This window comes from Lentzea flaviverrucosa, assembly GCF_003350445.1.
In the GTDB taxonomy this organism is placed as follows: domain Bacteria; phylum Actinomycetota; class Actinomycetes; order Mycobacteriales; family Pseudonocardiaceae; genus Lentzea; species Lentzea californiensis.
The window spans coordinates 90,453-115,728 of the sequence record NZ_QQAU01000020.1; the positions used below are offsets into that span (position 1 = coordinate 90,453).

The 25,276-nt window shown below is 68.4% G+C and carries 24 protein-coding genes; 9 read left to right on the top strand and 15 right to left on the bottom strand.

Annotation, left to right across the window (positions count from 1 at the left end; translation table 11 throughout):
* Nucleotides 1-15: 15 nt before the first annotated feature.
* The gene (locus tag DFR72_RS41625; RefSeq protein ID WP_245983892.1) at nt 16-774 is read left to right on the top strand and encodes an ABC transporter ATP-binding protein; all 759 of its coding nucleotides are present in this window, start codon (nt 16-18) and stop codon (nt 772-774) included.
* Complete coding sequence (locus tag DFR72_RS41630; RefSeq protein ID WP_090065106.1) at nt 767-3,286, top strand: ABC transporter permease; 2,520 nt, start codon at nt 767-769, stop codon at nt 3,284-3,286. Before DFR72_RS41625 ends, DFR72_RS41630 begins: the two co-directional genes overlap by 8 nt.
* Before the next feature lie 222 nt (nt 3,287-3,508).
* Here DFR72_RS41630 and DFR72_RS41635 read toward each other — a convergent pair whose 3' ends face one another.
* Nucleotides 3,509-4,348 (bottom strand): dienelactone hydrolase family protein, encoded by an 840-nt coding sequence (locus DFR72_RS41635; RefSeq protein WP_090065269.1) that lies wholly within the window; start codon nt 4,346-4,348, stop codon nt 3,509-3,511.
* Between the two features lie 241 nt (nt 4,349-4,589).
* Here DFR72_RS41635 and DFR72_RS41640 point away from each other — a divergent pair, with 241 nt between their 5' ends.
* Nucleotides 4,590-6,515, top strand: a complete 1,926-nt coding sequence (locus DFR72_RS41640) for an endo-beta-N-acetylglucosaminidase (protein ID WP_170176647.1) — start codon at nt 4,590-4,592, stop codon at nt 6,513-6,515.
* Here DFR72_RS41640 and DFR72_RS41645 read toward each other — a convergent pair.
* Nucleotides 6,499-8,208, bottom strand: coding sequence for a discoidin domain-containing protein (locus tag DFR72_RS41645; RefSeq protein ID WP_090065108.1), 1,710 nt, complete (start codon nt 8,206-8,208; stop codon nt 6,499-6,501). The two genes, DFR72_RS41640 and DFR72_RS41645, sit on opposite strands and share 17 nt — an antisense overlap.
* Nucleotides 8,209-8,422: 214 nt before the next feature.
* On the opposite strand from DFR72_RS41645, the gene DFR72_RS41650 reads away from it, so the two are divergent.
* Genes DFR72_RS41650 through DFR72_RS41660 form a run of 3 tightly spaced genes read left to right on the top strand, consistent with a single transcriptional unit; the run spans nt 8,423 to nt 10,691 of the window.
* Nucleotides 8,423-9,259, top strand: coding sequence for a DUF1996 domain-containing protein (locus DFR72_RS41650; RefSeq protein ID WP_090065109.1), 837 nt, complete (start codon nt 8,423-8,425; stop codon nt 9,257-9,259).
* Between the two features lie 2 nt (nt 9,260-9,261).
* Entirely contained in the window at nt 9,262-9,714 is a 453-nt protein-coding gene (locus DFR72_RS41655) for a hypothetical protein (RefSeq protein ID WP_090065110.1), read from the top strand.
* 5 nt (nt 9,715-9,719) lie between these two features.
* Nucleotides 9,720-10,691, top strand: coding sequence for a LacI family DNA-binding transcriptional regulator (locus DFR72_RS41660; RefSeq protein ID WP_245983893.1), 972 nt, complete (start codon nt 9,720-9,722; stop codon nt 10,689-10,691).
* Between the two features lies 1 nt (nt 10,692).
* Here the strand turns inward: DFR72_RS41660 and DFR72_RS41665 are convergent, their stop codons facing one another.
* The 3 genes from DFR72_RS41665 to DFR72_RS41675 are packed head-to-tail and all read right to left on the bottom strand — an operon-like array spanning nt 10,693 to nt 12,589.
* Nucleotides 10,693-11,349 (bottom strand): hypothetical protein, encoded by a 657-nt coding sequence (locus tag DFR72_RS41665; RefSeq protein WP_090065112.1) that lies wholly within the window; start codon nt 11,347-11,349, stop codon nt 10,693-10,695.
* Nucleotides 11,346-12,221 carry an ATP-binding cassette domain-containing protein gene (locus DFR72_RS41670; RefSeq protein WP_090065113.1) on the bottom strand — a complete coding sequence of 292 codons (876 nt, stop codon included), beginning with the start codon at nt 12,219-12,221 and terminating at the stop codon, nt 11,346-11,348. Before DFR72_RS41670 ends, DFR72_RS41665 begins: the two co-directional genes overlap by 4 nt.
* Nucleotides 12,221-12,589, bottom strand: a complete 369-nt coding sequence (locus tag DFR72_RS41675) for a GntR family transcriptional regulator (RefSeq protein ID WP_090065114.1) — start codon at nt 12,587-12,589, stop codon at nt 12,221-12,223. The genes DFR72_RS41670 and DFR72_RS41675 overlap by 1 nt, the downstream gene beginning before the upstream one ends.
* Nucleotides 12,590-12,653: 64 nt before the next feature.
* Here DFR72_RS41675 and DFR72_RS47800 point away from each other — a divergent pair, with 64 nt between their 5' ends.
* Both DFR72_RS47800 and DFR72_RS41685 read left to right on the top strand, forming a co-directional pair.
* Nucleotides 12,654-13,781, top strand: coding sequence for a DMT family protein (locus tag DFR72_RS47800; protein ID WP_342768728.1), 1,128 nt, complete (start codon nt 12,654-12,656; stop codon nt 13,779-13,781).
* Nucleotides 13,706-14,164, top strand: a complete 459-nt coding sequence (locus DFR72_RS41685) for an SDR family oxidoreductase (protein ID WP_342768729.1) — start codon at nt 13,706-13,708, stop codon at nt 14,162-14,164. Before DFR72_RS47800 ends, DFR72_RS41685 begins: the two co-directional genes overlap by 76 nt.
* On the opposite strand, the gene DFR72_RS41690 is transcribed toward DFR72_RS41685, so the two are convergent.
* From DFR72_RS41690 to DFR72_RS41725, 9 genes are all read right to left on the bottom strand, one after another.
* On the bottom strand, nt 14,157-14,351 hold the full coding sequence (locus DFR72_RS41690; RefSeq protein ID WP_030479055.1) for an MbtH family protein: 195 nt from the start codon (nt 14,349-14,351) through the stop codon (nt 14,157-14,159). The two genes, DFR72_RS41685 and DFR72_RS41690, sit on opposite strands and share 8 nt — an antisense overlap.
* Nucleotides 14,352-14,372: 21 nt before the next feature.
* Complete coding sequence (locus DFR72_RS41695; RefSeq protein WP_090065116.1) at nt 14,373-15,623, bottom strand: lysine N(6)-hydroxylase/L-ornithine N(5)-oxygenase family protein; 1,251 nt, start codon at nt 15,621-15,623, stop codon at nt 14,373-14,375.
* Nucleotides 15,624-15,848: 225 nt separating this feature from the next.
* Nucleotides 15,849-17,183 (bottom strand): GH1 family beta-glucosidase, encoded by a 1,335-nt coding sequence (locus tag DFR72_RS41700; RefSeq protein WP_245983894.1) that lies wholly within the window; start codon nt 17,181-17,183, stop codon nt 15,849-15,851.
* Entirely contained in the window at nt 17,176-18,132 is a 957-nt protein-coding gene (locus DFR72_RS41705) for an ABC transporter ATP-binding protein (RefSeq protein WP_090065117.1), read from the bottom strand. Before DFR72_RS41705 ends, DFR72_RS41700 begins: the two co-directional genes overlap by 8 nt.
* Nucleotides 18,129-18,947 carry an ABC transporter permease gene (locus DFR72_RS41710; RefSeq protein WP_090065118.1) on the bottom strand — a complete coding sequence of 273 codons (819 nt, stop codon included), beginning with the start codon at nt 18,945-18,947 and terminating at the stop codon, nt 18,129-18,131. The genes DFR72_RS41705 and DFR72_RS41710 overlap by 4 nt, the downstream gene beginning before the upstream one ends.
* Nucleotides 18,948-18,954: 7 nt before the next feature.
* Nucleotides 18,955-19,935: an ABC transporter permease gene (locus tag DFR72_RS41715; RefSeq protein ID WP_090065119.1), complete on the bottom strand. Its 981-nt coding sequence runs from the start codon at nt 19,933-19,935 to the stop codon at nt 18,955-18,957.
* Entirely contained in the window at nt 19,932-20,837 is a 906-nt protein-coding gene (locus tag DFR72_RS48030; protein ID WP_177224532.1) for an ABC transporter ATP-binding protein, read from the bottom strand. Before DFR72_RS48030 ends, DFR72_RS41715 begins: the two co-directional genes overlap by 4 nt.
* Entirely contained in the window at nt 20,838-22,481 is a 1,644-nt protein-coding gene (locus tag DFR72_RS46580) for an ABC transporter substrate-binding protein (protein ID WP_177224533.1), read from the bottom strand. It abuts the gene before it with no gap.
* Nucleotides 22,482-22,596: 115 nt separating this feature from the next.
* Nucleotides 22,597-23,592: a LacI family DNA-binding transcriptional regulator gene (locus tag DFR72_RS41725; protein ID WP_090065120.1), complete on the bottom strand. Its 996-nt coding sequence runs from the start codon at nt 23,590-23,592 to the stop codon at nt 22,597-22,599.
* Between the two features lie 264 nt (nt 23,593-23,856).
* Here DFR72_RS41725 and DFR72_RS41730 point away from each other — a divergent pair, with 264 nt between their 5' ends.
* Nucleotides 23,857-24,396 carry an MOSC domain-containing protein gene (locus tag DFR72_RS41730; RefSeq protein WP_090065121.1) on the top strand — a complete coding sequence of 180 codons (540 nt, stop codon included), beginning with the start codon at nt 23,857-23,859 and terminating at the stop codon, nt 24,394-24,396.
* A gap of 37 nt (nt 24,397-24,433) precedes the next feature.
* Here DFR72_RS41730 and DFR72_RS41735 read toward each other — a convergent pair whose 3' ends face one another.
* Complete coding sequence (locus tag DFR72_RS41735; protein ID WP_090065122.1) at nt 24,434-25,171, bottom strand: alpha/beta fold hydrolase; 738 nt, start codon at nt 25,169-25,171, stop codon at nt 24,434-24,436.
* Nucleotides 25,172-25,276 lie beyond the last annotated feature (105 nt).

Genomic DNA, 25,276 nt, shown 5'->3' on the forward strand with positions numbered 1-25,276 from the left:
GGAGGGGACAGACAAGTGAGCGCGTCCGATGGAGTCGCGGCCAGAGCCGTCGACGTTTGGAAGTCTTATGGGTCCGGCGACGCTGCCGTGACCGCGCTCGCGGGGGTGAGCGTCGACCTGGACAAGTCCAGGTTCACCGCGATCATGGGCCCGTCGGGGTCGGGCAAGTCGACGTTGATGCACTGCCTCGCAGGGCTCGACGACGTCACCAGCGGTGAGGTGTGGGTCGGTGACACGTTGGTCACCGGGTTGAAGGACCGCGGGCTCACGGAGCTGCGGCGGGACAAGGTCGGCTTCATCTTCCAGCAGTTCAACCTGCTGCCGACGCTGACCGCCGAGGAGAACATCACGCTGCCGCTGGCGATCGGCGGCAAGAAGGTCGACAAGGACTGGTTCGACGTCGTGGTCGACACGGTGGGCCTGAGGGACAGGCTGACCCACCGGCCGACGCAGCTGTCGGGTGGTCAGCAGCAGCGCGTCGCCTGTGCGCGTGCGCTGGTGTCGCGCCCTGACGTCGTGTTCGCGGACGAGCCGACCGGCAACCTGGACTCGCAGTCCGGTGCCGAGGTGCTCGGGTTCCTGCAGCGGTCCGCCCGCGAGTTCGGGCAGACGATCGTGATGGTCACGCACGACCCGAACGCCGCTTCGTACGCCGACCGCGTCATCTTCCTCAAGGACGGCCACATCGTCCGCGAGCTGCTGTCGCCGTCGGCCGAAGAGGTCCTCGACACGATGAAGCACCTCGACTCAGTTGTCGCGGTGCCGCATGTTTAAGGCGACTCTCAAGAGCCTGCTGTCGCGCAAGCTCCGGCTGGTGCTGTCCGCGCTCGCGGTGGTGCTGGGCGTGATGTTCGTGTCCGGTTCGTTCGTGCTGACCGACACGCTCCAGCGGTCGTTCACCGACCTGTTCTCGTCGGCCTTCGCCAACGTGGACGTCTCGGTGACGCCGAAGGCGGAGAAGGGCAAGCAGCCCGAACCGCTGACGCCGCAGGCGATCTCGGACGTGAAGTCGGTGGCGGGCGTGTCGTCGGCCATCGGTGACGTGCAGGGCTCCGCGCGGCCGATCGGCAAGAACGGCAAGGTCATCACCACGTCGGGCTCGCCGCGGTTCGGTTTCAACTGGACCGGCACGGGCCAGGAGAAGATACGCGACGGCAAGGCTCCGGCCGGTGAGAACGAGGTCGCCGTCGGCGGTTACCTCGCGACGACCGGTGGTTTCAAGGTGGGCGACGACATCGCGTTGCTGACCCTGGAGCCCAAGAGGACCTTCAAGATCACCGGCATCTACGAGTACGCGGGCGGCCGTGACTCGCTGGGCGGCGAACTCTCGGTGGCGTTCACCGAGCCGGTCGCGCAACAGTTGTTGCTGGGCAAGAAGGACGTGTTCTCGGGCATCACCGTCACGGCGGCCCAGGGCACCACGGACGACGCCCTGCGCGACGCCGTCGCGGCCAAGCTGGGCTCCGGCTACGACGTCAAGACCGGTGCGGTGCTGGCGAAGGAGCAGGCCGACCAGATCAACGAGGGCCTGAAGTTCTTCAACTACGTGCTGCTCGGGTTCGCCGGCATCGCGTTGTTCGTCGGCATCTTCATCATCCTCAACACCTTCTCCATCATCGTCGCCCAGCGCACCAGGGAACTGGCGCTGCTGCGGTCGATGGGCGCCTCACGCGGCCAGGTCATCGGGTCCGTGGTGCTGGAGGCGTTGGTGATCGGCCTGATCGCGTCGATCGTCGGCCTCGGGGCGGGCATCGGCATCGGCGCGTTGCTGGCGAAGATCTTCAGCTCGGTGGGCGGCACCGACCTGCAGCTCGCGAGCATCGGCGTGCCGATGTCGGCGATCATCTCGTCGTTCGCGGTGGGCATGATCGTCACCGTCGTCGCGGCCGTCATGCCGGCGCTGCGGGCGTCGCGGATCGCGCCGGTCGCGGCGATGCGCGAGGCGGCCACCCCGGACCGTCCGCTCACGAAGATCACGATCACCGGTGCCCTGGTTGCCGCCGCGGGCGGCACGTCGCTGGCGTTCGGCTTCAACCAGGCCTCGCTGCCGTTGATCTTCGGCGGCATCCTGGTGGCGTTCGTCGGTGTCGCGCTGCTGACGCCGATCATGTCCAAGCCGATGGTGTCGCTGATCGGCCGCCTGCTGTCGTGGTCGATGCCGGGCCTGCTGGGCCGCCGCAACTCCGCGCGCAACCCGCGGCGCACCGCGATCACCGCGGCCGCGCTGATGGTCGGCATCTCGCTGATCACCGGCGTGAGCGTGGTGCTGACGTCGGCGACCAAGTCGATCGAGAAGCTGGCCACCGGTCAGCTGCAGACCGACCTGATCGTCTCCGGCGAGGGCCAGATGGAGGGCGAGCCCGCGACGTTCCGGCGGGACGTCCTGACGAAGATCGAGAAGACCGACGGCGTCAAGGCGGCGGTCGGCTGGTCGCAGGACGGTGTGCTCGAGGGCGAGAACCAGCTGTTCGCCGTCGGCGTCACGGACTTGCCCGCGATGGCGACGATGTTCGCGCTGAAGCCGAAGTCCGGCACCATCGCGCCGCTGAAGGACGACCAGCTCGCGCTGCCGGAGGAGATGGCGGCCGAGAAGGGCTGGTCGGTCGGCAGCAAGGTCACACTGCAACTGGCCAAGGGTGAGCCGAAGACCTACACGGTCGGCTTCATCTGGGTGAAGTCGCAGGTGCTGCAGGGCGCGCTGGTGCTGCCGGAGTCGGCCTCCGCGAACTTCCGGTCCGACCAGATCGCCCAGGCGTTCGTGCAGGTCTCGCCGGGCGTCTCCGCGGCGGACGTGCAGAAGCGCGTCGAGCCGCTGTTCGCGGACAACCCGGAGATCACCGTCCAGGACCGCAGCGCGTTCGTGAAGCAGACGACCTCGCAGTTCGACACGGTCCTGCTGATGATCCAGATCCTGCTGGCGCTGGCGATCCTGATCGCCGTCCTCGGCGTCATCAACACCCTGGCGCTGTCGGTGATCGAGCGGACCCGCGAACTGGGTCTGCTGCGGGCCATCGGCATGCGGCGGTCGCAGGTGATGCGGATGATCACCGTCGAGTCGGTGGTGATCTCGGTGTTCGGTGCGGTGCTCGGCCTCGCGGTCGGCCTCGCCCTGGGCATCGCGACCGTGCAGGCGCTGAAGGACCAGGGCATCTCCGAGATCGGGCTGCCCTGGATGACCATGGTGCAGTACCTGGTGGTGGCGGCGTTCGTCGGTGTGATCGCGGCGATCCTGCCGGCGATCCGCGCGGCCAGGCTGAACGTGCTGGACGCGATCGCGTACGAGTAGGCAGTGAGAAGGGGCTGTGCCACGCCGTCGCGGTGTGGCACAGCCCTTTCTCATACGTCGAGCAGGAGCGGAGTGCCGTGCCACACCGTCGCGTTGTGGTCGTGGCAGGGCATCCTGATTGGCCCTTGGAGCCGCCCCGGCGGTCGCCTGGGCAACTCCCGGCCTGTACTGGTTACTCGTTCAAAACACTGTTACTCGTTCAAAACACAGGCCCTTCGCTTCTCACGCGTGCGGGCAGGTGTCCTTGTAAGCACTGATGAGCGTGTTCGGCGCAGGCGCCGGACACAGGAACTGGTCGTACCGCACGTCATCGTCCACAAACCGCTTCAACCACGACAGCGTGTACTTGCGAACGGTCACGTTGTCGCTGCGAGGCGCCGAGTGGTCGCCACCGCGCAGCTCCAGGAACGCCTTGTCCGGTGCCGCCGTGATCGAGTTGTAGAACGGCGTGGAGTGCTGCGAGTTCGGTGCGGTGGGGTCGTTCTGGCCGCCGAGCACCAGGGTCGGCACCCGGACGGTCGACCAGGTCTTGGTGGTGTGCCAGCCGGCCATCGGGATCGACGCCTGCAGGGCGGGACGGGTCGCGGAGGCGCGCAACGCTCCCCCGCCGCCCATGGAGTGGCCCATCACGGCGAGGCGCGAGGCGTCGACGCGGGGGTTGGTGCGGACCACGTGGTCCAGCGCCGCGAGCAGCTGACGGCCTCGGCTGTCGGGGTCGTCGAAGCCGGACAGGGTGTTGATGGTGATCACCACGAACCCGTAGGACGCCAGGCGCGGGCCGAAGTGCGCGACCGAGGTCTGGGTCGCGGTGAAACCGGGTGAGACGGCGATGGCGCCGAACGTGAGATCGCTGGTCGGGGTGTAGACCGTGCCGCCGCCGAAGTTCGACTGGCGGGCGACGGCCGCGGACGTCACGGCGAACGTGCCTCGGGAGGCCTCGACCGACGCGGCCGTGGGTGCGGGGCCGCGTTCGTAGGGGTTTGCCGCCGCGGTGGCGACGGCGGGGGCGGTGGCTGGGATCAGCGCCAGGACCAGCGCCGCAAGCATGGGTTTGATGCGCACGACGAAGACACCTCGAATGGTTGCAGGGGAACCAAAAGCGACGGCGAGCCACACGCTACCGCCCAGTAGCCTCCGTGGGATTCGGCCACATGGATGGTTACGGGGACGTTTCGACGCTGTTCGACAGAATGTTTCCCGGGAGCGGCTCGTCACCCACCGCAGCGGACCGGGACGTTGTCGTCCTGTCCAGTCACCGCAGCGGCGGTATGCGGCGAATCAGACGGCCCACGAGGGTGATCCCGTGCCCACTCGGAGACAGTTCCTCGTTCTGAGCTCCACAGCAGCACTCACCAGTCTGCTGTCCGAGACTCCCGCGTCCGCAGCCGATGTCGCGCAGCCGTACGCGTCCTACTGGCATCCGGCCACGATCCTCGACTGGGATCCGTCGACCGACCGGGACGCGAGGTACAACCGCAGCGCGGTGCCGCTCGCGCGACGCGTCGTCCCGGCCAGACCGGCCAACGCGCACGCCCACCCGAACGAGGCCAGGGTGCAGACTCTGGTGGCCTACGCGCCGACGAGCGGCAACCCCGCGCAGGGTGCGCTCGACATGAACTACTACGCCACGAACTACTGGCAGTACATCGACGAACTGGTGTTCTGGGGCGGTTCGGCGTCCGAGGGCCTGATCCTCGCGCCGAACCCGACCGTCACCGACGCCGCGCACCGCAACGGCGTGCGCGTGATCGGCAACGTCTTCCTCCCGCCGACGGCGTACGGCGGCCAGATCCAATGGGTCCGCGACTTCGTCCGGCGCGAGGGCGACAGGTTCCCCGTGGCGGACAAGATGGTGCAGGTCGCACGGCACTACGGCTTCGACGGCTGGTTCCTCAACCAGGAGACCGCCGGCGGCAACACCCAACTCGCGAACGACATGCGCGACTTCATCGTGTACATGAAGAAGTCCGGGTTGCGGGTCATCTGGTACGACGCGATGACCGACAGCGGCAGCGTCAGCTGGCAGAACGCCCTGACCGCGCGCAACCGGATGTTCTTCGAGCAGTCCGACGAGATGTTCATGAACTTCTGGTGGAGCGCGCAGGGACTCGCGAACTCCGCCGCGCTCGCCCGGCAGATGGGCCGCAGCCCGTACGACCTGGCGTCGGGTGTGGACGTCGAGGCCAGCGGCTACAACACCAGCGTCGGCTGGGCGAGTGTCTTCCCCGAGAACAAGCCGCACGTGACCTCACTCGGCTTCTACCGTCCTGAGTGGACGTTCAAGTCCGCTACCAGCCCAGCCGACTTCTACGCCCGCGACAACAGGTTCTGGGTCGGCCCGAACGGTGATCCGTCGAACACCACCACGACGGCGAACTGGAAGGGCGTCGCCCACTACGTCACCGAGCTGACCCCGATCACGACGCTCCCGTTCGTCACGAACTTCAACACCGGGCACGGCAGGAAGTTCGCCGTCAACGGCACCGTCCGGTCGGAGCAGGCCTGGAACAACCTGTCGCTGCAGGACGTCCTGCCGACCTGGCGGTGGAGCGTCACGGGCACCGGCACCAAGGTCACCCCGTCGCTCGACTGGGACGACCCGTACGACGGCGGCACCGCGCTGAAGATCACCGGCACACCGCAGTCCGCCAACGACGTCCGGCTGTTCGCGACGTCGCTGAAGCTGTCCGGCGGCAGCCAGCTGGAGGTCGTGCACCGCACCGGCACCGGTCCGTCGCGGCTGCAGGCGGTCCTGCGGTTCGGCACGACCGAACGCGTCCTGGACCTGGGCGGCGTCAGCGGGGCGTGGCGGCGCAGCGTGTTCCCGCTGGGCGAGCACTCCGGCGCGACGCTCACGGAGATCTCCCTGCGGGTGCTGCCGGGAGCCGCGATCACCGCGTTCATCGGCCGGATCGGGGTCACGAACCCGGTCATGACTCCCCCTGCGGCACCGTCCGGCCTCCGGGTCGAGCAGGTGAGCCGCACCGGCGCCACGACGGCATCGGCACGGCTCACCTGGACGCGCTCACCCGGTGCGATCCGGCAGTACCGGGTCTACAAGTGGACCGGTTCCGAACGGATCTTCCTCGGCGGCACGGCGAACGACGCGTACTTCGTGCCGGCGATCCCGCTGGGCTCCGGCGAGACCGCGCAGATCGAGGTCGAGGCGGTCAGCGAGGCGTTCGACGTCTCGCCGCCGGCCAAGATCTCCGTCACTGGTACACCCTGACGTAGTCGAGCACCATGTCCTGCGGCAGCTGCGTCCCGGTCCCCGGCGGGCCGGGCCAGTCACCGCCGACGGCGTTGTTGATGATCAGGAAGAACGGGTGGTCGAAGACCCACGGCCCGCGGGTGGTCTCCAGCTGTTCCCGGTCGACGGTGAAGAACCTGTTGCCGTCCACGCTGAACGTCATGTGGCTGGAGTCCCACTCGACCGCGAACGTCCGGAAGGCGCTGGACGCGGGCTGGCCGAGCTCGAGCGGTGACCCGTACCCGCCCGCACCGAAGTACTGGGGCGCGTGCAGCGTCGAGTACACCCGGTTCGGTTCCTTGCCGACGTGCTCCATGATGTCGATCTCACCGGTGTTGGGCCACGGCCTGCACTGGTCGAAGAAGTCCGCGCCCAGCATCCAGAACGCGGGCCACAACCCCTGCGTCGACGACACCTTGATGCGCGCCTCGACCCGGCCGTAGGTGAAGGTGAACTTGCCGTACGTGTTCAGCCGCGCCGACGTGTACTGGCAGGTCCCGCTGCCGCTGACCGGATCCACCGGGCACGCGCTGCCGGGCGTGACCTCGCGCCGGGCCTGCAGCACCAGGTTGCCGTTGCCGTCGTGCCGGGCGTTGTTGTTGTTCGTGTAGTACTGCAGCTCGTTGTTGACACCGGGACCGGTCTCCGGCTGCCACTTCGAGGCGTCGGGCCCGGTGCCCGCGGGCGCGTTGAACTCGTCACCCCACACCAGCCGGCCGGGGAACGACGGGTTCGGCGGCAGCGGCGGCGGAGTGATGGGAGCGCCGCCCGTGCCGTAGACCTGGAACTCCCAGAGCGAGTAGCCGTAGCCGTTCGACCTGGCCGTGCCGTACATGCGCACGTAACGGCCGGTGCCGCTGACCGTCAGCGTCTCCTTGAACCCGCGGCCGGTGGTGGTCGAGTAGATCTCGCGCCAGCTCGAGTTGTTGTCGGAGACCTCGATCCGGTACGCCGTCGCGAACGCCGGATCCCACTGCAGCACGACCTTCGAGATCGTGGCGGTGGCGCCGAGGTCGACGGAGATCCAGCCGGGGTCGACCCAGCCGTTCGTCGCGCTGGTCGCCCAGCGGGTGGCCGGATCGCGGTCGAACGCCTTGGCCGGGGTGCACTGGCCGCAGTTCGCGTCGTCCTGGAACGTCGACGCGGTGCCGGCCCTGCCGTAGGAGAGCAGGGTTTCCGCGGTCCCGGTGCCCGGCGTGCCGAACACCTGGAACTCCCACAGCGAGTAACCCCACTGCGTGGCCCGCTGGGTCAGGTCGAGGCGCACGTACCTGCCGGTGCCGGTGACCGGGAGCGTCTCGGTGCCACCCGGTCCTGTCGTCGTTCGACGAAGTTCCTGCCAGGTGGTGCCGTCGGCGGAGATGCTGAGCGTGTAGGCCCGCGCGCTCGCGGTCTCCCAGGCCAGCACCACCTGGTCGACGCGTGCGGACGAGCCGAGGTCGATCTGGATCCACTGCGGGTCACCGAACGAGCTGGACCAGCGCGTGCCGAGATCCCCGTCCACCGCCGAGGCGGCGCCGAACGCGGCGTTCTCGCTGCTGGAGGCGGTGACCGGGCGGTTCTGCGAGATCAGCGGACCGGCGGCGGAAGCCTGTACCGGAACGATCAGAGCGGCCGCGACCACAGCCGCGGCGAACAGGGGGAGTCTTCCGCGTTGAAGCCTTCCTGACATGGATGCTCCTGGGGCCGGAGAACGGGCGAGGATGGCGAGAGAGCGCTCTCTGCGACAGGAGTTCAGAGCCGAGAGTCAGGGCACCGGGCACGCCCTGTCAAGAAAACCGGGACTTCTGAACGTTTCTTGCGGATTGACGGCCGATTACGCGCTGCGCCATGCTCGTTGAGCGTGAGAGCGCTCTCCCAATCCTGCTGCGGAGAGGAAAGCTTCAATGAGGAAGCCCTTGTTCCACATCGCCGCCGTCATCGGGCTGATAGCCACCGCACTCAGCATTCCCGTTGCGGCACAAGGAGAACCAGTCCGCGTGGCCGAGTTCCTCGCGGAGTGCCCGATCAGCCACCGGCTGGCGGACGACCCGATCGTCCTGCCGAACCTGGCAGGCGCCTCGCACTTCCACGACTTCTTCGGCAACCACTCGACGAACGCCAGGTCCACCCAGCAGTCGCTGGAGGGCCAGACCGGCAACTGCAACCCGGCCTCGGACATCTCGTCCTACTGGGTGCCGACGCTGTACCGGAACAACACCGCGATCGCCCCCACCGGCGTCACGTTCTACTACCTCGGTGAGGGCGTGAACAACCCGGCGGCGATCCAGCCCACGCCCTACGGGCTGAAGATCGTGGCGGGCAACGCGAAGGCCACCGGTGATGCCGACAGCATCGCGCGCTGGTCCTGCCTGCACGCCGGGCACGTCAACCCGTCCAAGAACTTCGTGACCTGCCCGGCGGGCACGATGCTCGAGACCTACCTGGACTTCCCGCAGTGCTGGGACGGCCGCAACCTCGACTCGTCCGACCACAAGTCCCACATGTCGTACCCGGTCGCGGGCGGCTGCCCGTCGAGCCACCCCGTCTCGGTGCCGAAGCTGCGCATGGTGCTGAGGTATCCGGTCAACGGCAGCACCGCCGGACTGCGACTCGCTTCCGGTACCGGGCAGACGATGCACGGTGACTTCTTCAACGTGTGGCCGCGCGCCGAGATGGAGCGCCGCGTCCGCAACTGTCTCAACGTGGTGATCAAGTGCGACCACAACGGCAACCACGGATGACAATGCTCCTGCTGGCAGGCCTTCTCGTGGCCTGCCAGCAGGCTCCACCCCCGCCCTCCCCCGCGCCGTCTCCCCAGAACGGTTACGGTGCAACGGAAAGAGCGTTCGTCGAGCTCGCCATCGCGACCGACGAGCAGGCGCTCAAGCTGCTCGACCTCACCGACTCCGCCGAGCTCAAGGAGAACCGGAACATCGAGCTCACCGAACTGAGGAAGCTGCTCGACGCGCCGTACGTGAACAACCACGCCGGGCACGACATGCCGGGCATGCCGACGGACGCCGAGATCCAGCTCGCCTCCACGAACCCGGACGCCCTGAAGCAGTTCGTGCGCACGCACCTCACCGAGTCGCTGGAGGTGCTGAGGTCGGCAGGTCTGGCGATCACCCACCCGCCGACCGCCGAGGTGGTCGAACTGATGCAACGCCACCGCACGGCGGAGCTGGCGGCCGGGTGAAGCGCGTGACGCTGGAGGAGGTGGCCCGCGTGGCCGGGGTGTCGCGCGCGACCGCGTCGAGAGTCGTCAACGGCGCGTCCAGCGTCGACGAGTCGCTGCGGCACGCCGTCCAGAGGGCCATCTCCAGCACCGGTTACCTGCCGAACATCGCCGCGCGCTCGCTCGTCACGCGCCGGGCTGACGCGATCGGGTTGCTGCTGCCCGACGAACGCCGCATGGACGGCGATCCGCACCTCGCGAGCGTCGTCAGCGGCGTGACCCGCGTCGTCCGTCCGCTGGGCGTGCACCTGGTGCTGATGATGACCGGGCCGGGCACGCGCGAGCAGGCGATGAGCGACCTGCGGTGCGGCCGGCTGGACGGCGTGATCCTCGTGCACACCGACCCGGCGGACCCGGTGCCGGGTCAGCTGATCGAGGCCGGACTCCCCGTGGTGCTGGCCGGCCGCCCGCTCGAGCCGATGCCGATCACCTACGTCGACGTGAACCAGACGGCCGGTGCCGCACTGGCCGCATGCCGCCTCAAGTCGTTGCAGTGCAACAGGATCGCGACGATCACCGGCCCGCAGGACACCCCGGCGGGCCAGGACCGGCTCGCCGGGTTCCTCGCCGAGGTGCCGGACGCCGTGGTGGTGCACGGGGACTTCACCCGGCAGTCCGGCGTGGCCGCGATGGAGCATCTGATCCGCCGCTGCCCTGACGTCGACGGCGTGTTCGTCGCCTCCGACCTGATGGCGAACGGTGCGATCCCGGTGCTGCACCGCAGCGGCCGCAAGGTTCCCGACGACGTGGCGGTCGTCGGGTTCGACGACAGCAGTGCCGCGCTGACGTCCGAACCCGAGCTCACGACCGTCCGCCAGCCGATCACCGACATGGCCGCGGAGATGGCGCGTCAGCTGCTGCGCCAGATCACCGAACCGCGCTCCCCCGCCGTGTCGGTGGTCTTCGAACCCTCGCTGGTGGTGCGGGACAGCGGCTGAGTCACGTCCGCGTCCTGATCGGCATGTCCCTCGCGATCGCCCAGGTACCGGCCAGCGCGACCACGAACGACACCGCGAGCAGCACGTACCACTCCGGTCCGAGCGCGTCCGGGATCCCGTCGAGGAACGGCAGGTTGCCCGACCCCGGAATCTGCACGCGTGTCGCGACCACGAGCGCCAGCGCGACCGGCAGCACGAAGACCCCGCCCGCGCCGAACCTGTCGAACGCCGCCGCGCAGAGCATGCCCACAGCGATCCAGACGAGGTACATCAGCAGGTACGTGAGCTGGGTGCTGTGCTCGTCCGCACGCCAGTCCATCAGCGAGTAGATCCCGCCCTCGGCGAGGAACCCGAGCCACTCGACCGCCGTCATGACGAGTGCCAGCACGACGGAGAACCCGGACGCGGCAACGAGGAACTCCCGCCGTGTCCGGCCGTGCGCGACAGCGATCGGCAGCATGGTGTGGATCGCGTAGACGCCCATGAACAACAGGAACCAGGGCCCGATCTGGGACGCGACGACGTTCCACGCACTGATCTCGACGTCCCGGAAGACCGAGACGACGAACGTCAGGGCCACGACGAACGCGAACGCGCCGCCGGCGACCATCGCGGAGAACGTGGTGAGGGACGCGGTCAGGAGACGGAAGATCTTCACCGCTTGCCTCCGACCGGATCGGTGAGGTGGACGAACAGGTCCTGCAACGCGATCGGGCCGAGTTCCAGCCCGAGCTGACGGGCGCGCGCCAACTGCTCGTCCTCGAGCGCGCCGTAGACCATCGCGGCCTTCGTGCGCCCCAGCGACTTCTCGCTGAGCACGGTGAGCCCGAGGGTGAAGTCGTCGACGTCGGAGGCGTTTCCCGTGACCTCGGTGCCGCGTGAGCGCAGCACGTCGGCCTCCTCCTGCAGCACCAGCCGGCCGCTGTCGATGATCAGCACCTCCTCCAGCAACGAGGCCAGCTCCTCGATCAGGTGCGTGGAAATGATGATCGTGCGGGGGTTCTCCATGAAGTCGTTGAGCAGCGTGTCGTAGAACGCGTACCTGGTCGGCGTGTCCATGCCGAGGTGCGACTCGTCCAGCATCGTGAGCGGCGAACGGCTGGCGAGGCCTATGACGACGCCGAGCGCGGACCGCTGCCCCAGCGACAGTTCGGCGACCTTGGTCTTCAGGCCGATCTTGAACAGCTCCGCGAGCTTCAGCGCGTAGTCGTTGTCCCACGTGTCGCGCCACGCGGCGCCGTACGCCAGGACGTGCGAGACCTTGTCGCCCTTGTCCGCGGCGTCGGCGGAGTGGCGGACCAGGCAGACCTGGCGCGTCGCGGCGGCGTTCTCGAAGACCGGCAGGCCGTCGAGCTGAACGGATCCTGAAGGCCTGCGGTACCCCGCGAGCGCCGACATCAGGCTGGTCTTGCCGGAGCCGTTGCGGCCCAGCAGCCCGTAGATCTTGTTGCCGGACAAGGAGAAGCTCATGTCGTCAATGGCCGTCACGTCGCCGTAGCGAACCGTCAAGCCCTGCACGTCGACCCGCATCACACGCCCCCGTTGTTCTCGTGCTGTTCGATCCGGCGGATGACGTCGGCGAGCGGAATGCCGATGGCGAGCGCCTCCGCCACCATCGGGTCCACGACCTCGCCGAAGAAGGTCTCCCGCCCCTGTGCCCGCAGCATGTCGCGAGCCTGGGCGCTCACGAACATCCCGATCCCCCTCTTCTTGTAGAGCACCTGTTCGTCCACGAGCTGCTGGAAGGCCTTCGCGGCGGTCGCCGGGTTGATCCGGTAGTAGGAGGCGTACTGGTTGGTCGACATGACCTGCTCGTCCGCCTTCAACGCCCCGCTGACCACGTCCGCCTTGATCCGGTCGGCGATCTGCCGGTAGATCGGGCTCCGGTCGTCGAACATCGCTAGTTCCTTGGTTCGTTACTCATGTAATGAACCATAGCAGTGACGGCGTAGCATTGGCCACGTGGTCGGGGTCGCGATTCTGTGCGCGGTGCTCGCGGCCGGGTGCAGCGCACTCGGCGCGATGTGGCAGCACGCCGGTGTCCGCGAGACAGGCGACCTGAAGCTGACTTCCGCACTCCAGCTCGTGCGGTCCCGCCGCTGGGTCCACGGGTTCCTGGTGCTCCTCGCGTGCGCGGTCCTGCAGGTCGTCGCGCTGTCACTGGCCCCGGTCTCGGTCGTGGCCCCGCTGAACGCGCTGGCCATCCCGATCATCGCGGTGTGCCGCGCGCGACGGCTGTCCGGCCTGCTCGCCGTGGCCGTGCTCGTCGCGACGGCCGGCATCGTCGCGTTCGTGTCCATCACGGCGGGCGAGGCGGTACCGACCCAGGTCTCCCCGAAGGTCGCACTGCAAGCCGGCCAACTCGTCGTCGCGGGCGTGCTGGTGTGCGTCGTGGCCGCCACCTTCACCGTGGGCGCCGTGCGGGCCCTGGCGCTCTCCGTGGGCGCCGGCATCGCGTACGGGCTGGTCGCCGTGCTGGTCAGGGACGTCACGACCGGCCTTCCCGTGATCGAGTGGGTCTCACTCGGCGGACTGGCCGTCGCCTTCCTGACCGGGGCGTGGTTCATCCAGCTCGGATACGCCGCCGGACCGCCGGACCTCGTCGTGGCCGGGCAGACCGTCGTGAACCCGATCGTCGCGGCGTGGATCGGCATCAAGCTGCTCGGCGAGGGCACGGGGATGAGCGGCCTGTCGCAGGCAGGCCTGGCGATCAGCGCCGTGGCCGCGGTCTCCGGCACCGTTGTGCTGGCGTATTACCACCGTGTCAGAGTGGGGGCATCAACCCCAAGAAGGAGTTCAACACCGTCGTCACGGGTGGCAGCGGTTCGCTGGGCAGGCACGTCGTCGCCGCGTTGCCGGGCGCACGGTCGGTTTCGCGTTCGAGCGGCACGGATCTGTTGCGCGGCACTGGTTTGGGCGCTCTCAGGGCGGACGTGGTCGTGCACTGCGCGACGTCGTTCCGGCACGAGGTGCGGATGGTTCGGGCCGTGCTGGCCTCGAAACCCGCACACCTGGTGTACGTCTCGATCGTCGGCTGCCACGAGGTACCGCTCCCCTATTACAAGCAGAAGCTCGCCGCCGAGCGGGTGATCATCGACTCCGGTGTGCCGCACACGATCCTGCGGGCCACGCAGTTCCACTCGTTGCTGCGCACCATGTTCGACAGCACGTCGAAGCTGCCGCTGATGCTCGTGCCGGGGTTCCGGTTCCAGCCGGTCGACGAAGCCGAGGTGGGCCTGGAGTTGGCGACCTTGGCGCAGGCTCCGCCGGCGGGCAAGGCGCCCGAGATGGGCGGGCCCGAGATCCGCGAAGCCGTCGACTTCGCGCGGACGTACCTGGCTGCAACGGGGAAGAAGCGCACGCTGGTGCCGTTGAAGGTGCCCGGGTCGACCTACCGCGCCTACCGCGCGGGCGGGAACCTGACTCCCGGCCGCGCGGTGGGCGTGCGGACGTTCGAGGACTACCTCACCTGATCGACAGCGGACGCAGGTCCGTCCAGTTCTCCTCGACGTAGGCCAGGCAGGCCTCGCGGCTCTCCTCGCCGAAGACCTTGGTCCACCCGGCGGGCACCTCCGCGAACACCGGCCACAGCGAGTGCTGCTGCTCTTCGTTGACCAGCACGAAGAAACGGCCCTGCGGGTCCTCGAACGGGTTGGTCATGACGGGTCCTCCCTGACGGAACTACTTGACTGCGTGGAGCTGGGGTTCGGTGTGGCGCTGCTGCACCCGGCGCAGCACCGAGTCGAGGATCTCGCCGACGCGCACGGCCGTGTTCGACAGCAGCGACGACGTGATGCCGTGCGTGTGCTCGGTGCCGCCCTGCAGGTAGATGCCGCCGCGCAGGCCGTCGTCCGTGACGACGCGGTAGTCGCGGGTCACCTTCAGGCGGCCGAGCTCGTCGCGTTCGCAGTGGACGGCGAGGTCGCCGAGCAGCCTGACCGGGTTCGCGGGGCGGTAGCCCGTCGCGTAGACGATCACGTCGGCGTCGATCGGCAGCCGGCCGCCGTCAGCGAGCGACTCGACCACGCACTTGCCGTCCGCCGTCACGTCGGTGAGCCTGGAGGTGTTGTGCAGCAACAACCTCTGCCTGCCGACGACCTTCTCGCGGTACACCCGCCGGTAGAGCTCCTCGATCAGGTCGCCGTCGACCACGCCGTAGTTCGTGTTGGCGTGGTAGCCCATGAGCCTGCGCTTGACCTCCTCCGGCGCGGCGTAGAAGTCGTCCACGGCGGCGGGGTCGAAGATCCGGTTCGCGAACGAGCTGTCGTCGGCGGGGCTGTAGCCGTAGCGCGCGAAGACGCCGTGCACCTCGGCCTGCGGGAACCGGTCGTGGAAGAACGCGACGGCCTCGGCGGCGCTCTGCCCGGCACCGACCACGACGACCTGGCGCGGGTTCTCGAGCGTGTCGACGCGAGTCAGCAGGTCCTTGTTGTGCCAGATCCGGTCGCTCGTCTCGATGCCGTCCGGCAGGTTGGCCTCGAGGCCGGTCGCCAGCACCAGGTTGCGCGTCCTGACCTGCTGCCCGTCGGCGGTGAGCTCGAAGCCGTCGTCGACCGCCCGGACCCGGGTGACCTCCGAGCCGTACGACACGTGGTGCCCGACCCGTTCCGCGGCCCACTCGAAGTAGTCGTGGAACTCCTTGCGCAGCGGGAAGAGGTTCTTGTGGTTGACGAAGTCGATCAACCGGCCGCGGTCGCGCAGGTAGCACAGGAAGCTGAAACTGCTGGTGGGGTTGCGCAGCGTGACGAGATCCTTGAGGAACGACACCTGCATCGTGGCGTCTTCCAGCAACATCCCCCGGTGCCAGCCGAAGCGCGGCTGCCTCTCGAAGAAGCGAGCCCTGACGGGCAGCTCGTGTTCCTCCACGGCGATCGCGAGAGCGAGGTTGGACGGCCCGAAGCCTATTCCGGCCAGGTCTAAAACCGGTTCCATCGCGATCCTCTCCTGGCACTCCACGGTGGCGTAAAGTAACCCTAACTTAACTAAGGTATGCCTTAGCTAGTGCTTTCGGGCGTGATCTACGCCGCTGGCCGGGAGAACGGTCGCGCACGAGTACGGCTCCACCGGGATTCGAGCCGCGGAAATGGAACCGGCCCGGCCGCCGTGGGGGCGCAGAGATTCCACGACGACCGGGCCGGAGACGGGGCGGACCAGGCGTTATGCCCCGGTCCGGGTGATGAGGTCGCGGAACCACCGCGCGCTCTGCTTCAGGGTCCGCTCCTGGGTCTCGTAGTCGACGCGGACGATGCCGAAGCGCTTGCCGTAGCCGTAGCCCCACTCGAAGTTGTCCATCAGCGACCACGCGAGGTATCCGCGCACGTCCGCGCCGGCCCGCACGGCGGCGGCGACGGCCTCGACGTGCGACTTCAGGTACTCGACCCGGTCGGTGTCGGCCACGTGGCCGTCCACGACGTCGAGGTCGTCGAAGGCCGCGCCGTTCTCGGTGATCACCATCGGCACGCCGTAGTCCTGGTGCAGGCGGACCAGCAGCGAGGTGAAGCCCTCCGGCACGATCTCCCAGCCCATCGCCGTGACCGGACGTCCCTGAGGCACCACCTCGGACACGGCCGGGTCGTCGGTCGCCCGGTGGACGTGCGAGGTGTAGTAGTTGACGCCGAAGACGTCCAGCGGCGTCGAGATGATCTCCAGGTCACCCGGGCGGACCGGGATCTCGGCACCGCGCGCGGCGATGTCGGCCAGCACGTCCTCCGGATAACGCCCGTGCACCAGCGGGTCCAGGTAGATCCGGGTGCCCAGGCCGTCGGCGCGCCGGGCGGCGTCCACGTCCCTCGGGTCGTCGGACGCCGGGCTGTGGGTGCCCATGTTCAGCGTGATGCCCAACGACGCCACGCCGCGCGTCCGGAGTTCCCGCGCGGCCAGGCCGTGGGCCAGCAGCAGGTGGTGGGTGGCGCGCATGGCCTCGGCGAAGTTCGTGCGGCCCGGCGCGTGCCGGCCGACGTCGTAGCCGAGCATCGCCGAGCACCAGGGCTCGTTCAGCGTCGTCCACGTCGGCACGCGGTCGCCCAGCGCGTCGTGCACCAGGCCCGCGAACTCGGCGAAGCGGTAGGCGGTGTCGCGGTGCGGCCAGCCGCCCGCGTCCTCCAGCTCCTGCGGCAGGTCCCAGTGGTAGAGCGTCAACCACGGGTCGACGCCCTTGTCCAGCAGCTCGTCGACGAGCCGGGAGTAGAAGTCGATGCCCCTGGGGTTCACCGGGCCGCGGCCGCCGGGCTGGATGCGTGGCCACGACACGGAGAAGCGGTACTTGTCGACGCCCAGACGCGCGATCATCTCCACGTCGGACGGCATGCGGTGGTAGTGGTCGCAGGCCACGTCGCCGGTCTCCCCGTTCTCGACGGCGCCGGGCCGACGGGAGAACGTGTCCCAGATGGACAGTGTCCTGCCGTCCTCGTCGTACGCGCCTTCGATCTGGTACGCGGAAGTGGCCACGCCCCAGAAGAAGTCCGCGGGCAGGCCTGCGATCACGTCAGACACGCACGTCCTCCAACCAGCACGCCACGCGGCGGCTCTCCTCGACGGACTCCAGCGACGGCATCCGCTCGCCGCACACGTCCATCGCGGACGGGCACCGCGGGTGGAACGGGCAGCCCGACGGCATCGAGCGCAGGTCCGGCGGTGAGCCAGGGATGCCCTTCAGCTCACGGCGCGGGCCGCGCAGGGCCGGGAACGACCCCAGCAGGCCCTGGCTGTACGGGTGCTTGGCGGCGCGGTAGATCTCGCTCGCCGGCGCCTCCTCGACCACGCGGCCGCCGTACATGATCGCGATGCGGTCGGAGAACTCGACCAGCAGCGAGATGTCGTGGGTGATGAAGACGACCGAGAAGCCGAGCGTCTCGCGCAGCCGCATCATCTGGCCGAGGATCTGCCGCTGCACCACCACGTCGAGCGCGGTGGTCGGTTCGTCCATGATGACGATCTCGGGTTCCAGCGCGAGCGCCATCGCGATCATCACGCGCTGCCGCATGCCACCGGAGAGCTGGTGCGGGTACGACGACAGCCGGTCGGCCGGGATGCCGACCAGCGACAGCAGCTCGCGGCCGCGGGCCGTCCGCTGCGGGCGCTTCATCTGCGGCCGGTGCGTGCGCAGCACGTCGTCGATCTGCGTGCCGACCGAGATCACGGGGTTCAGGGCGTTCATCGCGCCCTGGAACACGATCGCGATCTCGTTCCAGCGCAGCACCTGCAGCTGCTTGTCGGTCAGCGACAGCAGGTCCTGGCCCTTGAACAGCACCTGACCGGACGGCACCTTGCCCGGCGTCTGCAGCAGCCGGGTCGCGGCGTAGGCCAAAGTGGACTTGCCGCTGCCGCTCTCGCCGGCCAGACCGAGCACCTCGCCCGCGTTCAGCGTCAGCGAGACGTTGTGCACGGCCCTCAGGTTGCCGTAGTCGACCGAGAGATCGCGGATCTCCAGCACCGGGCTCATGCGCGCACCTTCCGCAGGCGGGGATTCGCGTACTCGTCGATCCCGAAGTTGATCAGAGCCAGCGCCGTGCCCAGCAACGCGATGCACAGGCCGGCGGGGACGAACCACCACCACGCGCCCAGACCGAGTGCCTGGTTGCTCTGCGCCCAGAACAGGATCGTGCCCCAGTTCCAGGTCGACAGCGAGATCACGCCGACGAACGACAGGGTGATCTGCAGCATGACCGCGAAGATCACCGTGCCGACGAAGCCGGACCCGATCACGGCCAGCAGGTTCGGCAGCACCTCGAACACGATGATGCGCCAGGTCCGTTCCCCGGACGCGCGCGCGGCCTCCACGAAGTCCCTGCGCCGCAGCGACATCGTCTGCGCGCGCAGGATCCGCGCCCCCCACGCCCAGGCGGTCAGGCTGATCACCGCGGCGATCAGGACCGTGTCCGCCGAGGGCAGCATCGAGGCCACGATGATGATCAGCGGCAGCGCCGGGATCACCAGGAAGATGTTGGACAGCATGGACAACGCCTCGTCGGCCGCACCGCCGAGGAACCCGGCGGTCACGCCGACCAGGATCGACAGGAAGGTCGCGAGCACGCCGCAGACCAGCCCGACGACCATCACTCCCCTGGTGCCCACGAGCACCTGGGAGAAGATGTCCTGCCCGGTCATGGTCGTGCCGAACCAGTGCGCGCCCGACGGCGGCGACAGCAGGTCGTCGCTCATGGCGGACGGGTCGTACGGCGCGATCCACTCGCCGACCACGGCGAGCAGCGCGAAGAAGGCGAGGATGCCCAGGCCCAGTTTCGTCTTGAAGTTCATCGGAGTATCAGCCCTCCCGCCGCGTGCGCGGGTCCAGCAGCAGGTAGCCGATGTCCGCGAGCAGGTTCGCCACCAGCACCGCCAATGTGATCACCAGGAACACGCCCTGCATCAACGGGTAGTCCTTCGCACCGATGCCCTGGAACAGCACGTAGCCGAGGCCCGGGTAGGAGAACACCATCTCGACCAGCAGGGCGCCGCCGACGATGAAACCCAGCGACAGCGCGAAACCGGAGATCGACGGCAGCACCGCGTTGCGTGCGGCGTAGGCGAACATGATCCGCTTCTGCGTGAGGCCCTTGGCCCGCGCGACGAGCACGTAGTCCTCCGCCGTCACGGTCACCATCATGTTGCGCATGCCGAGGATCCAGCCGGCCACCGAGCTCACGATGATCGTGACGCCGGGCAGCACGGCGTGTTCCAGGACGCTGCCGATGAACTCGCCGGAGAACTCCGGCACGAGGCCCGGCGCGTAGCCGCCGGACGCGGGGAACAGCGGCCACGTCACGGAGAACAGGGAGATCGCGATCAGCCCGAGCCAGAAGTACGGGATGGACGACAGGAACGTCGTGATCGGGATGAGGTTGTCCATCCACGAACCGCGCTTCCAGCCCGCGTAGACGCCCAGCAGGGTGCCGAGCAGGAACGCGATGACCGTGGTGACGCCGACCAGGCCGAGCGTCCACGGCATCGACTGCGAGAGCACGTCGGCGACCGGCGTCGGGAAGAACGTGAACGACAGCCCGAGGTCGCCCCGCACCAGGGAGGCCCAGTAGTCGACGTACTGCTCCCAGATCGACTTGTTCTCGTCGAGCCCGAAGAGGACGTACAGCGACGCCATCGCGTCGCTGTTGAGCCGGCCTCCGAGCTTGGTGATCATCGCCTGCACCGGGTCGCCCGGGAGCAGGCGCGGCAGCAGGAAGTTCGCCGTGATCGCCGCCCACAGGGTGACCAAGTAGAACAGCGCACGGCGGAGCAGGAAGGTCATGCCGCCGCCTCCACGTACAGCCAGCAGGCCGCCCAGTGCCCGTAGGAGTCGACCTCGGTGCGCGGTGGCGCCTCGGTCCAGCAGCGGGACTGCACCTTCGGGCAGCGCGGCGCGAACTGGCAGCCGGTGGAGACCTCGGCGGTCTCCTCCAGCGGCGCGTCCAGCGCGATCACCGACCGTTCCGGGTCGGGCGCCGACTCGATCAGCAGCTGCGTGTACGGGTGGGCCGGCCGCTGCGTCACGGACTCGCTGTCGCCGCCCTCGACGATCTGCCCGCCGTACATCACGAACGTCTCATCCGCGAAGTAGCGCGCCGACGCGATGTCGTGGGTGATGTAGAGGACCGCGAGCTTCAGCCGTTCCTTGAGGTCCAGCAACAGGTTCAGCACACCGAGCCGGATGGAGACGTCCAGCATGGACACCGGCTCGTCGGCGAGCAGCACCTCGGGACTGGCCGCGAGCGCCCGTGCGATCGCGACGCGCTGCCGCTGACCGCCCGACAGCTCGTGCGGGTACCGCGAGGCGAAGTCCACGGGCAGGTTCACCCGCTGCAGCAGCTCCTCCACCGTCTCGGTCCGCTTGTGGATCTTCAGCGGCCGGGTCAGGTGGTAGCGGATCGTGTGGACGGGGTTGAGGGACGCGAAGGGGTCCTGGAACACCATCTGGACCTTGCGCCGGTACTCCCGGACCCTCCGCACCTTCTCGCCGTCCAGCAGGATCTCGCCGGAGGTGGGTTCCACGAGCCGCGCGAGCAGCTTCGCCACCGTCGACTTGCCCGACCCGGATTCGCCGACGAGGGCGGTCACGCGCCCGCGGCGCAGGACGATGGAGACGTCCTGCACCGCACGCACGCGCTTGTAGGTCTTGACCAGACCTTTCGCTTCAAGCGCGACTTCATTCATCTAGGACCCCGCGGGCTTCAGCTTCATGACGATCTGCAGGGCGTTCGGCAGGGTGGCCTGCGGCGGACCGTACGGGTCCTCCTCGGTGGGCCAGCCGACCCAGTTCTTCGTGCTGTACTCCGCACCGATCGGACCGGCGGAGGTCGGGATCATGGGGACCTGCTCGACCATGATCTTCTGCAGCACCGCGAGGGCCTTGGCCCGCGCCGCGTCGTCCGGCGCGTTGGCGTACTCGGCCAGCGCCGCGGTCGCCTCGGGGTTGTTGTAGCGGCCGAAGTTGACCGCCGCGGTCTGCCCCATCGGCTTGATCTCCGCGCCGTCCATGATGTTCTGGTACATCTCGTACGGCGTCGCGCCGGTGTTCGTCCAGCGCAGCGAGCCCTGGAACGCGCCGTTCGCGAAGTCGGTCGTCCACGAGTCCGCCGTCTGCGTGCGCACGGTCGCCTCGATGCCGATCTTCTTCAGGTCTCCCTTGATGATGTCGAGGACCGTCAGGTAGTCCGACCAGCCGGACGGGTTCGTCAGCTCGATGGTGACCGGCTTGCCGTCGGGCGCCTTGAGCACGTCACCCTCGAGCTTGAAGCCGGCGGCCGTGAGCTTCTGCTTCGCCCCGTCCACGTCGATCTTGAACTTCGCGTCCTTGTACTCCGGCGCGAGGAAGGAGTCACCGGCGGGCAACGGCATGCCGGTCTTCGACTCGAGCTTCGGGAACAGGCGGGCCTCACCCTTGACGAAGATCGCCTCGCGGTCGATCACGTCGCTCATCGCGGAACGCAGCGCGGCGTTGTCGAACGGCGCCACCGTCGTGTTCAGCCACAGGCCGTGGATGCCGAGACCGGCCGGGAACCAGAGCTTGTGGTTCGCCGGGTCCTTGTCGACGTAGAGCTTTTGGTAGTCCGGGATGAAGACGTAGGACCACTGGCTCGCGCCCGACGCCAGCGCGGTGGTCTGCGCCGTGTTGTCGTTGTACGAGGTGTACTGGATCTCCGGAACCTTGGGCAGTTCCTGCCAGTACTCCGCACGCCGCGCAATCGTGACGGTCTGCGAGGTGAACGACTTCAGCTCGTACGGACCGGTGCCGACGGGCTTCGGGTTCGTGTAGGTCGTCGGGTCGGGGATGGTGCTCCACACGTGCTGCGGAACCACCATCGCGCTGATGACCTTGTTGCGGTTCACGAACTGCGGGCTCGCGAACGACACCTCGACCTTGTTGTCCGGCGTCGCCGTCGCGGTCTCGACCTTGAGCGAGTCGCGGTTGTTGAGCGCCGGCCACTTCTTGAGGATCTCGTACGAGAAGGCGACGTCAGCGGCCGTGAGCGGCTTGCCGTCGGACCACTTCACGTTCTCCCGGATCGTGAAGGTGACCTTCTTGAAGTCGGGCGTCCAGTCCCACTTCGTGGCGAGCCACGGCACCGGGTCCTGGGCCGGGCGCGTGTTGTTCACGAACGCCAGCGGCTCGTAGATCTGGTAGCGGTAGCCGAGCGAACCCGCCGCGGACGTGGGCAGGAACGGGTTGTGGTTCTCGGTCAGCGGCCCGTTGGGCATGCCCACGGTCAGCACTCCGGCAGCCTTGGTGGCGCCACCAGAGGAGCAACCGGTCGCCGCGAGCGCCAGTGCTAACGCGACGATGACTGTTCTGCGCATGGGGGAATCTCCCGATACGACGGTGTATGAGAGCGCTCTCTCATACGTACGGCGAACTGGCCAGGCCGCATGCGGTGGCCTGGCTGGTCCGTTCAGTTGTGGTGGAGCGGGTGGGTCAGGGCGCGGATTCGCGCACGATCAACGAGGTCGGCAGCACCAGCGGGTGGTCGGGCATCGGCTGTCCCTCGAGCGTGGAGAGCAGCATCCGCGCGGCGGCGGCACCCATCTCCTGTGCCGGCTGGCGGATCGTCGTCAGCCGAGGTTCGGTGTGTCCCGCGACCGGGACGTCGTCGAATCCGACCACGGACACGTCGTCCGGGACGGTCCTGCCGGATTCCCGCAGCGCCCGCAGCACTCCGACCGCCGAGAGGTCGTTCTGCGCGAACACGGCGTCGAACGGGATTCCACTCGCGACGAGCTTGTCCACGGCGACCTCACCACCTTCCGTGGTGAAGTCACCGTCGACGACGAGGTCCGGGTGCAGCGTCAGGCCCGCTTCCGCCAAAGCGAGCCGGAACCCGTCCAGCCTCGCCTGAGTGCACCCGAAGTGCGGGGGTCCGGTGACGACGGCGAACCTGCGGCGGCCCGCCGCGACGAGATGCCTCGCGACATCCGCGCCTCCCTGCCGGTTCGTCGTCGTCACCGAAGGGAACTCCGGGTGCGAGCCGCGATCGTCGATCATGACGACCGGCAGGCCCGCCCGGTAGAGCGTGGAGATGTAGTGCAGGGCGTCCGGGGGCTCGACGACCAGCAGGCCGTCGAAAGCGTTGGCGGACACGTGGTTCGCGAACTGGTTGAGCGACTCGGGCCCGCGGTTCAGCGTGTACAGCAGCAGCCCGTACCCGTCGGCCTCGAGCGTGTCGACGATGCCCTGCAGCACCTCGCCCATCCACGGCCAGGTGAGCGAAGGCGCGAGCATCGCGACGGTGCGGGTGCGACCCCGGGCAAGGCCGACGGCGCGGGCGCTCGGCACGTACCCGATCTCGTCGATGACCTTGCGAACACGTTGCGCCGTAGAGGCGTCCACGTCCGGCTTGCCGTTCAGCACACGTGACACGGTCGCTTTGGACACCTGGGCGCGTTGGGCGACCTCTGCGATCGTGACACGCATGCCGAACTTCCTTCCGCCGCCTCCTGAAACCGGTTTCGGTACCGGTTCCGACGAGGTGTGACGGAGTCAACAGCCTGACGTGAGGATTAGTCAAGAGTCTTGCCGGAAGTTCGTGAGAGCGTTTCCACAGCCAGGCGCATCGGCGCAGGTAGAAGACTGTCGGGTGACACGAATCGAATCACCTTGATCGATTCCTCCTTCCGTGCTCCCTTGCGCCGAACGGACTACACGTCGCGTCTCAAGTGATCGTGCACAATCGAGGTCATGGGGGTTGTGACAGCGGTCAGCCGCAACGAGGAGTACACGTTCACCAAGCCCGTGCGCGAGAGCATCACCTTGCTCGCCGGTCTGGGTGTCGAGGGCGACGTCCACCAGGGCGTCACGGTCAAGCACCGATCACGCGTCGCACAGGACCCGACGCAGCCGAACCTGCGCCAGGTCCACCTGATGCACGCCGAACTCTTCGACGAACTGCGCGACAAGGGCTTCTCCGTGGCGCCAGGCGAGATCGGCGAGAACGTCACCACGCGGGGCATCGAGCTGCTCGCCCTGCCGACCGGAACGCTGCTGCACCTCGGCCCCGAGGCGGTGGTGGAGGTGACCGGTCTGCGCAACCCTTGCCTGCAGATCGACGCCTTCTCGAAGGGGCTGCTGAAGGAGGTCGTGGGCAAGGGGCCGGACGGCGAGCTCATCCGGCGCGCGGGCATCATGTCGGTCGTTCTGACGGGTGGCGTGGTCCGGCCCGGTGACGAGATCCGCGTGTCGCTGCCCGCGGGGCCGCACCGGCCCCTGGAAAAGGTCTAGCCCCGCCCCGGGGACGGGTCGGCGAGCACAGGCCCGGCTACTCGTTGCCGAAGTGGTCGTCGAGGATCACCGAGATCGTCCGAGGCGCCTCGACCACCGCCAGGTGCGCCGCGTCCCCCACCACGTAAAGCTCGGAATCCGGCAACTCGTCCGCGGTGTTCCGCACCAACTCCGTGGGCGTCGCATGGTCCTGAGCCGCCGCGATCACCACGGTGGGCACGTCGATCTTCGCCAGGTCCGGCCGCAGGTCCATCACCCGGACGGCCTCGACACAGGCGAGGTAGGTCGGCAGGTCGACCTCCAGCAACTCGGCGCGGAAGCGCGCGACGACGGCCGGCGCGCAGGTCGGCGTGAACCACCGGGAGACCACCGAGTCCGCGACGAACTCCATCCCGTGCGCGCGCACCAGCGCGATACGTTCGTCCAACCTGGCCTTGTCCGGCACCCACGCGGTGGTGCACACGAGCGCCAGCCGGGAGATCCGGTCGGTGTGCGCGGCCAGCCACATGCCGACCATGCCGCCGAGCGACACGCCGCAGTAGTACACCTGGCGCAATCCCAAGTGGTCCAGCAGTTCGACGACGTCGCCCGCCAGGTCCTCGATCGAGCACGGACCGGTGACCGGCGGGCTGGCACCGTGGCCGCGATGGTCGAAGCGCAGCAGCCGGAACGGCAGGGAGAACTCGCTCCACAGTTCGGTGGTCGTACCCAGGGCGTTGCCGAGCACCAGCACCGGTGCGTCCTCCGGCCCGGTCAGCGTGTGGTGAACGAGCACGGCGCCACCTCCTAGCGAGACCCCGACAACCGGGAGTCTGCCTGTGGTGTTCCCCACTCGCACGACGAATTCCACCTGCAGTTCCGCACCCGTGCACAACCACCG